We start from the raw sequence: 13876 nt of genomic DNA on the forward strand, positions 1-13876 counted from the left end.
AGGTTGCCGGGCTGCCGGCAAAGTGCGGCAGCGCGGTATCTGGAGTGGCGCCGCGTCGCACGAATGGCATCCCCGTGCGCAGCGGCGCATCTCCGCTGACCTACTCGCGGGGCTGCGGCCCCGCGTGGGCTACCCATTCGATGTCGGAAATCGAGCCGTTCGCGTCGTGCGACGCGACGAGAATGCGCGTCGTGCGCCGCGCGCCGCGCCGGCGGGCGCTTGCCAGCACGGTCGGCGGCACCGAGCGCACCTTCGCGCTGGCCGAGCGTCGCAGTATCTTCGACACGCGCAGCCGGTAGGCCAGCGGATGCACGACGCGTCCGGCGATCAGCCACATGACGATGGTGCCCGCGATGAGCGCGATGCTGGTCGCGTAGAACACCATCTGCTCGATCGGCATCTCGGCCGGATTGAACGGCAGCAGGTAGCGGTACGTGTAGATGCAGATCGATGCCCACACGGCCCCCACCAGCGCCGGCCGCAAGAGCCGGAACCAGATGGTCAGCACGGACCCGATGATGCGACCGCGCTCGGCGATCAGTTCGCGCGGTGCGCGCAGGGAAAGGTCAATAATCGGCGCGTTCTTCATGTTGAATGCCTCGGTCGGGGCTGACCCATACGGCCCGCTTGCCTCGGCCCCGCAGCACGATGGCCGGCAGGGCGACGACGGTGGTGATCATGCTGATCAGCCAGAAGGCGACGGGATACCAGATGGTGTCCAGGAAATACATCAGGAGTTTTTCGTCGTAACGACGATCGATCATGCTGCCGATGATCAGTTGCAGGATGCAGGTGGCGACCAGCAGCATGCCGTGCCAGTGCGGCACGACCGATACGTGCCAGTCTTGCGGCAGCGGGTACACGACATTGATGAGCGCGAGCAGCAGGATGAACGTCATCGAGTACGCCCATGCGATGCCGATCAGGTACTCGGCGAACAGCGGCCACATCATCATCTGCGTCGGCCGCGCGAGCGTGCCCGCGTACTTCATCAGCACCTGGATGCCGCCCTTCGACCAGCGCAGCCGCTGCCGGTACAGGCCCTTCACCGTCTCGGGCATCAGGATCCAGCTCAGCGCGTGCGGCTCGTACACGACGCGCCAGTCGCGGCACTGCAGCTTCCAGCTGATGTCGATGTCCTCGGTCAGCATGTCCGAGCTCCAGTAGCCGACGTCGGCGAGCGCGGTCTTGCGGAACATCGTGATCACGCCGGATACCGTGAAGATGCGGCCGTACACCTGCTGCGTGCGCTTGATCAGCCCGACGATCGACGAGAATTCGCCGACCTGCATGCGGCCGAGCAGTGACGTGCGCGTGCGGATGCGCGGGTTGCCGGTCACGGCGCCGACGCCCGGATCGGTCAGGAAATGCTCGAGCATCCAGCCGATCGCGTCATGCGCGAGCAGCGCATCGCCGTCGATGCAGAGCAGGTATTCCGCGTTCGACACGGCCGCCGCGGTCGTGAGCCCGACCGCCTTGCCTTCGTTGCGCGCGTGATGGATCACGAGCAACCGCGGGATCTCGACGGCCAGCTCGTTGAGGATCTCGCCGGTGCGATCCTGGCTGCCGTCGTTGACCGCGATGATGTCGTAGTTCGGATACTGCATCCGGTCCAGGTGGCTGATCACGCTGCGCGCGTTCGCGGCTTCGTTGAAGCAGGGCACGACGATCGAGATCTTCGGAATGCCGCTCGACGCGATCGTTCGCGTGGACAGCTCGCGGCCTTCCTCGAGCAGGAAGTAGTGCACGACGCCGCCGATCATCCACAGGTACGACATGAAGAACGGGTAGTAGAAGACGAAATCCTGCAGGCGCTGGATGATGCTGTGGGTGGTCATGGCGTCTTCGTCCCCTGCGTATGTTGTTGCATCAGCGCGTTGATCGAGGTTGGGTCGAGGCGGGACTTCAGCGACATCACGTCGCGCATCGCGTCGAGTTCCGGCTGCCCGTTCAGGAAGTTGTCCGGGTAGTAGCCGAAATTCACCGCGCCTTCGCTGCGCAGCCGTCGCATCTGCGCGAGCAGCGTGCTGGCCGGCACCGGCTTCTGTGCGTGCCAGTCGTACGACTGCAGTTCGAACACGGTGCGCTGCAGCCCGCGCTGCTTCGCGTGCACGGCTTTCACGAGCTGGTCCAGCCAGCCTTGAGGATCCTTCGCCTGCTCCATGTACGGCATCGCCATCAGCGCGACGTAGTCGTAGGTCGCGAGGAAATCGTCGTAGTTCTGCGCGTACCACGCTTCCGATTCGGGCTTGAGCACCGGCATCGCGAAGATGTTGCGCGCGGTCAGCACGTCGCCCACGTTCTGGTGGGCCAGCACGATCTGTTCCAGCTGCTTGGTCAGGTCGATCAGGTAGCGCGACTTCTGGCGCGTCCAGCGCTTCAGCAGGTCGGGGTTCTCGCGGATCTTGCCGACGTCGGCCGGCAGCCCCCACTGCGAATAGATGCGCAGCGCGTGCCGGCCCGCATCCTCGTAGTCGTCGAGCACCGCGTCGTCGCTGAACAGGATGCCGCTGAACGAAGCGTGCTTGCTGAGATCCTCGTAGACCTGCTGGATCATCAGCCGCGCGTCCGGATCGAACGGGCTCAGCCGGAACGTGCGCGTGCCGTTCTCGCGCGCCGGCGCGCCGCCGTAGGCGCTCACGGCCTCGAGTCCGCGCAGCTTGTCGGCCGGCGGCCGGAACGCGAGCACCGGCATCCATGCATACACCTGCACGTTGGCGCGCGTGTTGAGCTGCCACGCGGCACGCGAGAACAGGTCGGAGCGCATCGGCAGGTGCCGGTTCGGGAAATACACGGATTCGGCCACGCCGGTGCCTTTCGGGTCCGCATATGCCTGCAGGTACACCGATTTCGGCTGCATCCGGTAGATGCGTTCGATCAGCTTGCCGAGATTCGCTTCCTGCCGCGCGGGGTCCGGATCGTAGACCTGGTCGAGATCGACCTGCACGATGCGCTCGGGCACGTCGACGTCACCGCGGTTCGACGCCGGCTCGCGCATCGAGCGCTCGAACCCGCCGATGTCGACGTCGTACATCATCAGGATCCGCCGCAGCCGGTCCAGCGGCACGTCCGGCGTATTCGGGCCGGCATCGAGACTGAACTGGATGTCCATCCCGAGCGACGTCGAGATCTGGCGCACCGGCTGGTTTTCCGCGCCGTATGGCCACACCATCGACCGTGCGACGATGCCCGTGCGTTCGCGGATCTGCCGCACGCAGGTCTGCAGGTCGTCGTGCACGCGTGCGTGGAATTCGGCGTCGGTTTCATAGCGTTTCTGGTCTTGCAGGTAGAGATGCGACGTGGTCGCCGGCAATTCGTTGCCCTGCGGATTCGCGACCGCGCCGTGATGGAGGTTGTGGGTGTGGCAACCGAGCTCGACGAACGGCGACTGGCCGAGCTTCTTCACCTCGTCCCACGACAGGAAATAGTCGCGCGGCACCTGAACCTTGTCGCTGATGCGGATCGGCGTATCCGGCGGGGTGTCGATCCACGCGGTGACGAGGCCCATCACCGCCGGATACTTGAAGCGCTCGAGCAGCGGCAGCACTTTCGTGTAGTGGCTGCGAAAGCCGTCGTCGAACGTGAGCAGCACCGAGCGCGGCGGCAGCGGCTTGCCGCCGTGCCGCGACTCCTCGATCTGCTTGACCGTGATGGTGTGGTAGTTGTTGGTCTGCAGCCACGAGAAGATGGCGGTCAGCGTGCCGGTATCGACCGCGAACGCGTCGACCATCGCCGTACCGGAGTTGAACGTCGCCATCAGGTTGTCGCGCACGTCATGCATGCAGATCACGCGAAACGTCTTGCCGTCGGCCGGATCGGACGGCGGAAGCAGGTCGATCATCCTGGCATTGGTCACGCCCGGAAACAGCGAACAGGCGGCAAATGCGCCCATGCATCCGCACATGAAGGTCCGTCTGGATTGCAGCATTGCTCGATCTCCTTGCTAGAACGGCAGGTTGACCGACATGAAGCCGGTTTCGGAGCGTTCGCGCTGGCCGTCGTACGCGTGGCTGCTGACCTCCACGCCATAGCTCAGCGTGATGTCGTGCTTGAACGTCCACGCGTGCTCGAGGCGCGCGCTCCACAGGGCGCTGGTGCCGAAGCCGCGCTCGTTGTACATGCCGCCGGACACCGAGACGCGCTGCTGCAGCCCCATGTCGCCCTTCTTCCACAGCGTCAACTGGTGCATGACGGTCGCCGCGGCCGCGTAGTCGCGGCCCGGGCTGAAGTAGGGCGCGTCCTTGCGCGTGTTGCTGTCGGTGCCGAGATCCAGCGATACGTTGACCTGCTGGGTGGCGGTCGTGTACACGCGCTGCGTGGCGGTCGCCGAGATCTCCTGGTGGAAGTTCGAATCGCTGTAGCGGCTCACGCCGTAGCTCAGCTTGACCTCGCGACGGTCGTTCTGGCGATACACCACCGACACGTTCGCCGAGCGGCCCCAGATGTGCGCGGCGTACGCCTTCCACGGCAGCGAGTTGTCGTTGGAATCGAGTCCGCCGCTGACGGTCCAGTAGTCGTTCAGCGCGTACGCGATCGATCCGCGGCCGCCCGTGCGTCCGTCCCCGCCGAGCGAGCGCGTGACTTCGCCCAGCACGGTGAGCGGCCCGTGCCGGTAGTCGCCGCCGATGCCCGTGCGCGTGCGGCTGACGCTGCCGCTGTCGGTTTGCGCATGGCCGTAGAACGTGTGCGCGAAGACCCGCCAGTTGTCGCCGAACGGTTGCGAATAGAGGTAGCTGTCCGACGTGAAACTGTTGTCGGCCAGTGCGCTGTTGCCGTGCTCGAAGCTCAGGTCGGTGGTGAAAACCGGGCTGCGGTACGCCTTGTAGTCGCGCTTGAAGCCCCGCACGGCGCCGCTGTCCGGGAACGTGTTGTCCAGCGTCTGGTCGACGTACTTCGCGGTCGCGTAGTCGTCGGCCGTGAGCGATGCGCGACCGAGGCCCGCGAGCATCTCGACGCTGTCGGGGTGGTCGGTCAGCGACGCGCGATACATCGCGATCGCCTGGCGCGGATGCGCCTGGCCCGACACCGCGTCGGCGTGCGCGGCGCGAACCTCCGCGTTGAACGGCACCTCCTTCTCGAGTTCTTCGAGTGCGGCGATCCCTTCATCGGGGTGACCCGTGAAGACCAGGTATTGCGCACGCAGCCGGTAGTAGCGCAGATAGTCGCTTTCTCCCGGACCGACGTTGGTCACCTGCTTGGCCGGCGGCAGCGACGCGCCCATGTCGTCGAGCGCCTGCTTTGCGTCCGCCGCGCGTCCCTGGTCGACGTACGACCAGAACAGCCCTTCGCGCAGTTCGATCGGACGCGTGCGCTCGCCGTACTGGAAGCCGCGGGTCGCGCGATCCGTCGGCGACGCGGTCGCCTGCTTCAGCGCGCGCTGGTACACGGCATTGGCCTTGCCCGGTTCGCTCAGGTACAGGTAGGCGTCGCCCACGGCCGCCAGCGCGTCGATCGAGATTTCCGCGTTGGACGGAATCGTCTCGAACGTTGCGACCGCCTGCTTCATGTCGCCGCGTGCCGCAAGGGCGACCGTCCGGTCGCCCGCGAGCGCAGTCCTGACCGGCGTGTACTCGGGCGTGGCCGGCATCCGCTTGTCGAGATCGTCTGCCGCGCGCAGTGCGTTGTCGATCCCGTCGAAGCGGTCGGCACTCGTCATCGAGCGCGACTTGTCGCGGCCGCCGCGCACCTGCTGGCGAATCGACAGTTCTTCCAGTTGCGCGATGTCGACGGCCGAGAACGCATCGGGGCGGGCCTTCGCTTCATCGAGCGCCTTGACCGCGCCGCCGCTCGCCGCGAGGCCGAACACGTCGTTGCGCACGGTCTCGACGTCGGCGGTACGCAGGTTCGGTGCCTGGGCATTCGGCGTCTCGACGTCGGGCCCCTGCGATCGCTGGGTCGGCTCGCCGGGCAGCTGGGCGCCGGGCGTCTGCGCGTTCGGCGCCGGGGACGACGGCGGCGGCGCGCCAGGCATCTGGGGAACGGGCGCGGGCGAATTCGGCATCGGGGTGCCGGATACTTGCGCGGTTTGCATCGGCGCGAGCGGCGGCGTGGCGGGTGCGGCTTGTGCGAGCTTCGGCGGGGTGGCCGAAGGCGGCGCGAGCGGCGCCGGCGAAGGGGAGGCGGACGTGTCGGACATCGTCGAGGCGGCAGACGTCGTCGCTTCGGGCGGGCGGGCGTTCTCGGCCTGCGCAAGCAGTATCGGCGCTGTCGATGTGTGCGCGACCGGTGCCGGTGTATTCGCCGTATTCGCCGCATGCGCCGACTCCGTCGATCGCGCATCCGGTGCCGCGGCGCTCGATTGCGGCGCCTCCGGTTCCACTACGACCGTGGTCGGCAGGGTCGGCGGCTGCGGGTTCGACGCCTGCGCGATCTGCATCGACGCATCCGAAGCCTGCGCGATCGGCGTCGGCGCATGTGGGGGCGGCGGAACCTCGGCCTGGGCAATCTGGATCGACACGACCGTCGGCTGCGCACCGCGCGGCACCGCATCCGGGGCGCCGTGGGTCCCGGCGAATTCGTTGACGCGGCCCGCTTCCGGATCGCCGTCGGCGGAGAAGCAGGGGCCGGACGCAACGAGCAGCAACACCAGCGGCGCATGCAGGAGGAGCCGTCGGTTGGACGGAGCGACGGTGGTGCATTGTTGTTTCCGATTGTTGTCCACGAGGTGTCCTCCTATTGACACGATCACGTCGGTTGTCCGTGTGACGACGCACGTCGTCGCACGTCGCGTGGCCGGGCCGCGAGTGCCCGGCGATGCGGACCCGACTTACAGCCGGTTGCGGATCGCCTGACCGAGCAATGCACGCGATTCGCTGTTCTTGGGGTCGATCGCGAGTGCCCGGCTCGCGTTTTGTTCCACGCAGTCCCATTCGTCGATCACCGCGCACGAGCGCGCCTTCGCCAGCGCACGCGCGCTTTCCAGCTCCGCGTGCGTGATGCTGGCCGTCTGCATGCGCATGGTGTCGCTGCCATCCGGCCGGGGCTTGGGCGCGAAGTCCATGCGCCTGCTCGTGCCGGCCAGCGCTTCGGCACGCTGCGCACGGTGCGCGGCGCCGTGCCGCGTGGCGGCGCGACCGTAGGCCGATGCCGCGTGCGTACCGGCCGCGAGCGTCACGGGCGGCGCATGCGCCGACTGCCGCTGTTTCGCGACGGCATGGGGAGCGGGCCGCGGCGCGGCGTCCGGTTCGACCGCGAGCGTGACGGGCGGCACCGTGGATACCTCGGGCGCGGCCGACGTCGACGCGACCTGCGGCGGCGGCACGGGCGGTGAGGCCGGCGTGCGTGTCGGGGCCGGCCCGGGCTCGGCCGATGTTCCGGCCTTACCCGTTGCGGGTGCGTGCGAGGCAAGGGTCATGATCGCGTTGCGGGTTTTCCCGACGGCGGTTCCGATCGCGCCGGAGATGTCGTGCGTCACGCTCGCATGGCCGACCGTCGTGTCCCGTTCGGCGTACGCGAAGAGGCCGAAGATCGCGGCGAATGCGGCGAAGCTGAGCGCCGCGTTCTTTCCAGGACCCCAGGAGGGTTTCGGCTGGTGGGCGGGCGAGCCGTCCTGTCGTTCTGCACGAGTCATTCATGTCTCCTCGATTCGATACGTTGTGGTGTAAGACGTGATGCGGTGCGCTCAGGCGGCGCTCACCATTTCAACTGCGTGGTCAGCGCACCCGTTTCGACGATCGCAAACTGGGTCGCGCCCTGATAGGTTCCTTCGACCCGGTAGCTCGCATCGGGCACGCTGAACAGGCAACGCGACCCCGATGCATTGAATTCGACGAGCACGCGGCCATGTCGCCGCAGGCGCACCTGGACGTTGGCGAGCGGCTGCCCCGTCTTGGCCGAAGCAAACGACACGCCCAGGTTGTACGGCCGGCCGTCGGGCGGCAGCGGTGCCGTACCGTCGATCCGCGCATCGCCGCAGATATACGAAATGACGTAGCGATCCGCACCCGGGCCGGATGCAGGGGCGGGCGCGGACGCGGGCGGCTGGGACGCGAGCGTCTGGGCCATCGCATTCATGCTGAGCGCGCAGATGAAGACGCTCAGGAAAGGGCGAGCATGCTGTCGAAACGAGGAAGACATTGCAACCTCCCGTCCGGAATCAATGGCGAGCATTTATTCCGAGTCAGATTTGCCAACGTTCTTTTTGCGACACGCTATTGATACACGATGGACTTTGAACCAACAACCGCGTGTGGCCTGAATGGGACGACGTTAAATATCCTATTTAAATAGGATTGCGACGGATTCGTATGATTCTATTAACTATGAAGAAAGTCGATATTGCCGAATATGAATATTGCTAGTCGGTAGCGATGATCCGCCACGCATTGAATCACGTCGGAAGTATTGACATTCGTGCCGAAAAATAACGACTGATAAAAGGAATTTTTGCGGCTGTGTTCCACAAAAATTGAAATCGACCCAGATACAGGTCGCACGATATGAAATGCGGAGGAGGCGTTGTTGGTATTTTAGATTGTTACAGGTAAATCGAAACTTTTAATTTGTTCTGTAACAGGGTATTTCTGTCCTGATAATCAGACGGAAAATGCTGATGTGCAATGCCGGACGTAAAAAGTTCATCCACGGGATGCAAACGATTGCGAATCGTCTGATATCGGTTACGCGTCCGGCACGGTCATTTTTCAGGCTAAAGCGGGATCGTTGCTTGCTACCGGAAAGCGGGTCGTGTGCTCCGGGAAGCGGCGCGGCGCGAATGGATGCGCACACCGGATTGTCGCCAACCGGACTTGCGTTCGCGTCGTCCGCGGGAACGACGCGAACGCGATGATCAGCGGCTGCCGCCCGCGCTGCGCCGGGCGATGCGCATCGCCGGTGCGGCCGCGGGTTCGGCCGCGCCGGCTGCACCGTCGACCGCCGTGCGCGGCCGGTTCATGATGTAGGTCCACAGTTGCTCGGCCGCGAGCCCGCGCTTGCGGGCCGACCGGTACAGGCGGATTTCGAGCTCGGTGATCCAGTCGCCCGAACCCGCGCACACGAGCGTGCCTTCCGCGAGTTCCTTCGCGACGCAGCTTTCCGGCAGCCAGCCGATCCCGTGCCCGGCCACGACCATGCCCTTCAACGCCTCGGACATGTGCGTCTCGAAGCAGCGGTGCAGCACGTACGGCTCGGTGGCATTCAGCAGCAGCATCTCGACGATGTTGCCGAGAAACGCGCCCGACGAATACGCGAGCAGCGGCAGCGGCGCATCGGGGGTGCCCGGCAGCTGGAACACGGGCTTGCCGCGCACATCGGGTGTCGACACGGGCAGGATCCGTTCGACGCCGAGGCTGACGAACGGGAAGTGGTTCGGGTCGAGCACGATCGGCAACTGCGGATGGTGATAGCCGAGCAGCAGGTCGCATTCCCCTTCGACGAGCTGCTGCACGCCTTCCGGCACGTTCACCGCGTTGACGCGTGCGGTGACGTGGCCGACCTCGCCGTTGAGCTGCTTGAGCCATTCGGGAAACAGCGTGAAGACGAGCGTGTGGGCCACCGCGAAACGCACGACCTGGTCGCTGGCCGCGAACTGGTCGTAGCCGTTCACGAGATTGCGCGCCGCATACATGCTGCGCAGGATGTCCGCGGCGAGCCCGCGGAACATCTGGCCGGCTGGCGTGAGCGTGATCGGGTTGATGCTCCGGTCCACCAGCTTCGCGTCCATCCAGGTTTCGAGTGCCGCTATTCGTCTGCTGAATGCCGATTGCGTGAGGTGCCGGTTACGCGCGGCCCGGGAAAAGCTCTTGGTATCCGCAAGGCTCAGGAAATCTTCCAGCCACTTTGCTTCCATTTCGATCTTCGCTTTTTATAGTCGGGCGCCTGAAAGGCGGCGGCACCGTTTGCTGCACGAACGTTCTAGCGTACCGCGCATCGCGCCGCTCGACCCGATGTTTTTTTTCGATGGGTGTCAGTCGAAATATGCATGGGCGTTGTCGGCGGGATTACGGCTGCATAGCGTTGAGGTGCCGGACCCGGCTTAACCGGACAGTTCATCGCGTCGAACTGCCGGTGCGGCCGCAGACGGTACTTCCCCCAGGGCCGGTTGCGCCGTGCGCGTGCCGGCCCGCCTTCCCGTCCTTTCGTTCCGCTGGTCCGATGCGCGGGCGGGCCGTTTTTTTTGTGCAGTGCAGATTGCACATTCGTGACACGCGGGGGAACTATGTTCGAAAGACGCGGCGCAGCATGAACCGTGCGCGGCGGCGACGCACCGTCGTCGCCCGTCGCGTCGGGCGCTGCACCGCGATGGTGCGCAATGCCGCGCGGGCGTGCCCGGCGCGGCGCAAAAACGGGGGGATATCGAGGGGATCGCGCAAGGCACGTTCCTTGCAAAGCATTCATTACGCCGGTCCGGCATGCGCAATGCCGGGGAAAACGATCGATGGAGAAAAGATCGATGAAGCCATTCGATGAAATGCTGCAATCCGGCGACATGGTAAGGGCGCCCTACGCGCGCCTGAAGCAGTGGCTCGACACGCAGAATCCCGCGAGCCTCGCCCAGAAGGCCTACGACGCGGAAGGCGTGTTCCGCAAGACGGGCATCACGTTCGCCGTCTACGGCGACGCGGAGGCCGCCGAGCGGCTGATTCCGTTCGACATCGTCCCGCGCATCATCTCGGGCGCCGAATGGAGCCGGCTGTCGCTCGGCATCGAGCAGCGCGTGATGGCGCTCAACGCGTTCCTCGACGACATCTACCACCGCCAGGAAATCGTGCGCGCGGGCATCGTGCCGAAGCACCTGATCGCGCACAACGAAGCGTTCATCCCGGAGATGATCGATTTCCGGCCGCCCGGAAACGTTTACACGCACATCATCGGCGTGGACATCGTGCGCACCGGCGAGAATGAATTCTACGTGCTGGAAGACAACGCGCGCACGCCGTCCGGCGTGTCTTACATGCTGGAAAACCGCGAGACGATGATGCAGCTCTTCCCGGAGCTGTTCCAGCAGGTGAAGGTGCGCCCGGTCGAGACCTATCCGCAGATGCTGCGCCAGTCGCTCGCGGCCGTGTGCCCGCCGGGCGGCAACGCCGACAACCCGACCGTCGCCGTGCTCACGCCCGGCATCCACAATTCCGCGTACTACGAACATTCGTTCCTCGCCGACCAGATGGGCGTGCATCTCGTCGAGGGCAGCGACCTGCAGGTGATCGACGGCCGCGTCGCGATGCGCACGACCGAAGGCTTCCAGCCGATCGACGTGCTGTATCGCCGCGTCGACGACGCGTTCCTCGATCCGCTCACGTTCCGCCCCGATTCGGTGCTCGGCGTCGCGGGGATCATGGACGTGTACCGCGCGGGCAACATCACGATCGCGAACGCGCCCGGCACCGGCATCGCCGACGACAAGGCGATCTACTCGTACATGCCGGAAATCGTCGAGTTCTACACGGGCCGCAAGGCGCTGCTGGAGAACGTGCCGACCTGGCGCTGCGGCGAGGCCGACAGCCTGAAATACGTGCTCGACCATCTCGACGAACTGGTCGTGAAGGAAGTGCACGGCTCGGGCGGCTACGGGATGCTGGTCGGGCCGTGCGCATCGAAAGCCGAGCTCGAAGCCTTTGCCGCGAAGCTGCGCGCGCGCCCCGCGAACTACATCGCGCAGCCGACGCTCGCGCTGTCCACGACGCCGATCCTGACCGAAGCCGGCCTCGCGCCGCGCCACGTCGACCTGCGGCCGTTCGTGCTGGTGTCGGACCGGATCCGCATCACGCCGGGCGGACTGACGCGCGTCGCGCTGAAGGAGGGATCGCTCGTCGTCAACTCGAGCCAGGGCGGCGGCACCAAGGACACCTGGGTGCTGGCCGACTGAGCCGGACGCGACCGCGCGCCCCGCGACCGGGGCGCCAACCGAACGAAGACGGAGTGGACACGAGATGCTTCTGGGACGTACTGCAAGCGGTCTCTACTGGATGTACCGCTATATCGAGCGCGCGGAGAACATCGCGCGCATCGTCGATGCCGGGCTGCGGATGGCGCTCACGCGCACGTCCGACGCGCCGGCCGAATGGTCGTCGGTGCTCGTCAGCTCGGGCACGGACGACGGCTACCGGCAGAAGTACGACGCGTATGCGGCCGATACCGTGACCGACTACCTGCTGCGCGACCGCGACAACCCGTCGAGCGTGCTGTCGTGCATCGACGCCGCGCGCTCGAACGCGCGGATGGTGCGCACGGCGCTCACCCGCGAGGCATGGGAGAGCGTGAACGGCGCGTGGCTCGCGCTGCGCCGCGCGCTCGCGCAGCCGGTGCCGGAGAGCGAACTGCCGGCCGTGCTCGACCAGGTGAAGCGCGAAACCGCGCTGATCCTCGGCAGCTTCTACAGCACGATGCTGCGCAACGAGATCTTCGATTTCGCGCAGATCGGCGCGTTCGTCGAGCGCGCCGACAACACCGCGCGGATCATCGACGTGAAATACCACCTGCTGCTGCCGTCGGTGTCGCACGTCGGCACGATCCTCGACAACTACCAGTGGGAGACGATCCTGCGCTGCGTCGCCGCGCACCGTTCGTACCGCTGGGTGTACGACGTGCAGTACAAGCCGATGAACATCGCCGACTACCTGATCCTGAACGGCCGCATGCCGCGTTCGCTGCGTTATTGCTACGGGCGCGTCGTGTCGAGCCTGAACCTGCTCGCAAAGGATTACGGTGTGACACACCCGTGTCACGACACGGCCACGAAGATCCTGCAAATGCTGTCCGACACCTCGGTCGAGCGGATCTTCAAGAGCGGCCTGCACGAGTTCCTGACCGACTTCATCGGCCGCAACAACAGCCTCGGGCTCGAAATCGCCCAGGCTTACAACTTCGACTGAGACTTGCCATGCGACTCGCCATCCGACACATCTCGCGTTATCAGTTCGACGATCAAGCCACCCATGCGCTGCAACGGCTGCGGCTGCGCCCGCAGTCGGGCCCCGGGCAGACGGTGCGCGCGTGGCAGGTCACGATCGACGGCGTCGAGCCGTCGCTGTCCTATGCCGACGGGCTCGGCAACCGGATCGACCTCGTGCGGCACGACCGCGGCGCGAAGGCCGAGATCGTCGTCATCGCGGCCGGCGTCGTCGAGACGCAGGACCGCGCGGGCATACTCGGTCATCCTGAAGGCTATGCGCCGCCGTGGATCTTCGAGCGCGAAACGGCGCTGACGAAGGCGGGCGACACCGTGCGTGCGCTCGCGCAAGCGCTGCCGATCGAGCCGCACAGCCTCGACGCGCTGCACTGGCTGATGACGGAAGTGCACGACCGCATCGCGTATGCGCCGAACCTGGCCGCCGACGCCCCCGTCGACGCGGAAACCGCGCTGCAAAGCGGCGAGGGCACGAGCCGCGACCATGCGCATGCGTTCATCGCGGCCGCGCGCGTGCTGAAGATTCCCGCGCGCTATATCTCGGGCTACGTGCTGGCGGACAGCGCGATGCAACGCATCGCCGACGCGAAGCAGAACGCGGGCGACAGCGAGGAGGAAGAAGCGCTCGCGCTGCAGAGCGGCGAGGGCATGCAGCAGGTGCTCGGCGCGTCGCATGCCGCGCAGTCCCAGTCGCAGGGAATGCCGCAGCCGGCGCACGGCGTGCAGCCGCAGGCGGCCGGGCTGATGCAGCAGCCGGCCGGCCATGCGTGGGCCGAGGCGTATGTCGAAGGACTCGGCTGGGTCGGGTTCGATCCGTTCATGAATCGCTGCCCGGACGAGCGCTACGTGCGCATCGCGGTCGGCCTCGACTATCGCGACGCGCAGCCGGTGACGGGGCTCGGCGCGACGGCCGTCGGTGTCGAGATCAGCGTCGTGCAGACGCCCGAGCTCGTCTGACCTCGCGCACGTTTTCGCCGAATCCGCCAGGCCGGGGTGCCGCGTCGCATCGAGCGCGACGCGGCGCGCGGC

General features: G+C 66.1%; 10 protein-coding genes. 3 read left to right on the forward strand and 7 right to left on the reverse strand.

Going from position 1 to position 13876, the window contains the following annotated elements:
- Positions 1 to 100: 100 nt before the first annotated feature.
- The 7 genes from CFB39_RS23425 to CFB39_RS23460 all read right to left on the reverse strand — a co-directional run bounded on the left by CFB39_RS23425 (position 101) and on the right by CFB39_RS23460 (position 9787).
- Positions 101 to 589 (reverse strand): Biofilm PGA synthesis auxiliary protein PgaD, encoded by a 489-nt coding sequence (locus tag CFB39_RS23425; protein WP_089474626.1) that lies wholly within the window; start codon positions 587 to 589, stop codon positions 101 to 103.
- Entirely contained in the window at positions 567 to 1838 is a 1272-nt protein-coding gene (gene pgaC / locus CFB39_RS23430) for a poly-beta-1,6-N-acetyl-D-glucosamine synthase (RefSeq protein ID WP_089427762.1), read from the reverse strand. Before pgaC ends, CFB39_RS23425 begins: the two co-directional genes overlap by 23 nt.
- The gene (gene pgaB, locus CFB39_RS23435) at positions 1835 to 3925 is read right to left on the reverse strand and encodes a poly-beta-1,6-N-acetyl-D-glucosamine N-deacetylase PgaB (protein WP_089475640.1); all 2091 of its coding nucleotides are present in this window, start codon (positions 3923 to 3925) and stop codon (positions 1835 to 1837) included. The genes pgaC and pgaB overlap by 4 nt, the downstream gene beginning before the upstream one ends.
- A gap of 18 nt (positions 3926 to 3943) precedes the next feature.
- Complete coding sequence (pgaA, locus tag CFB39_RS23440) at positions 3944 to 6661, reverse strand: poly-beta-1,6 N-acetyl-D-glucosamine export porin PgaA (protein ID WP_089474627.1); 2718 nt, start codon at positions 6659 to 6661, stop codon at positions 3944 to 3946.
- Between the two features lie 105 nt (positions 6662 to 6766).
- Complete coding sequence (locus tag CFB39_RS23445) at positions 6767 to 7570, reverse strand: hypothetical protein (RefSeq protein WP_089474628.1); 804 nt, start codon at positions 7568 to 7570, stop codon at positions 6767 to 6769.
- A gap of 62 nt (positions 7571 to 7632) precedes the next feature.
- Positions 7633 to 8076, reverse strand: coding sequence for a hypothetical protein (locus CFB39_RS23450; RefSeq protein ID WP_089474629.1), 444 nt, complete (start codon positions 8074 to 8076; stop codon positions 7633 to 7635).
- A gap of 712 nt (positions 8077 to 8788) precedes the next feature.
- On the reverse strand, positions 8789 to 9787 hold the full coding sequence (locus CFB39_RS23460; protein WP_089474631.1) for a LysR substrate-binding domain-containing protein: 999 nt from the start codon (positions 9785 to 9787) through the stop codon (positions 8789 to 8791).
- A gap of 603 nt (positions 9788 to 10390) precedes the next feature.
- Here CFB39_RS23460 and CFB39_RS23470 point away from each other — a divergent pair.
- The 3 genes from CFB39_RS23470 to CFB39_RS23480 all read left to right on the forward strand — a co-directional run bounded on the left by CFB39_RS23470 (position 10391) and on the right by CFB39_RS23480 (position 13804).
- A complete protein-coding gene (locus CFB39_RS23470) occupies positions 10391 to 11806 on the forward strand; it encodes a circularly permuted type 2 ATP-grasp protein (protein WP_046547558.1) in 1416 nt (471 codons plus the stop codon).
- 64 nt (positions 11807 to 11870) lie between these two features.
- Positions 11871 to 12812: an alpha-E domain-containing protein gene (locus CFB39_RS23475; protein WP_089427755.1), complete on the forward strand. Its 942-nt coding sequence runs from the start codon at positions 11871 to 11873 to the stop codon at positions 12810 to 12812.
- Positions 12813 to 12820: 8 nt separating this feature from the next.
- Positions 12821 to 13804, forward strand: a complete 984-nt coding sequence (locus CFB39_RS23480; protein WP_089474632.1) for a transglutaminase family protein — start codon at positions 12821 to 12823, stop codon at positions 13802 to 13804.
- Positions 13805 to 13876 lie beyond the last annotated feature (72 nt).

This window comes from Burkholderia sp. AU6039 (genome assembly GCF_002223365.1).
Lineage (GTDB): Bacteria > Pseudomonadota > Gammaproteobacteria > Burkholderiales > Burkholderiaceae > Burkholderia.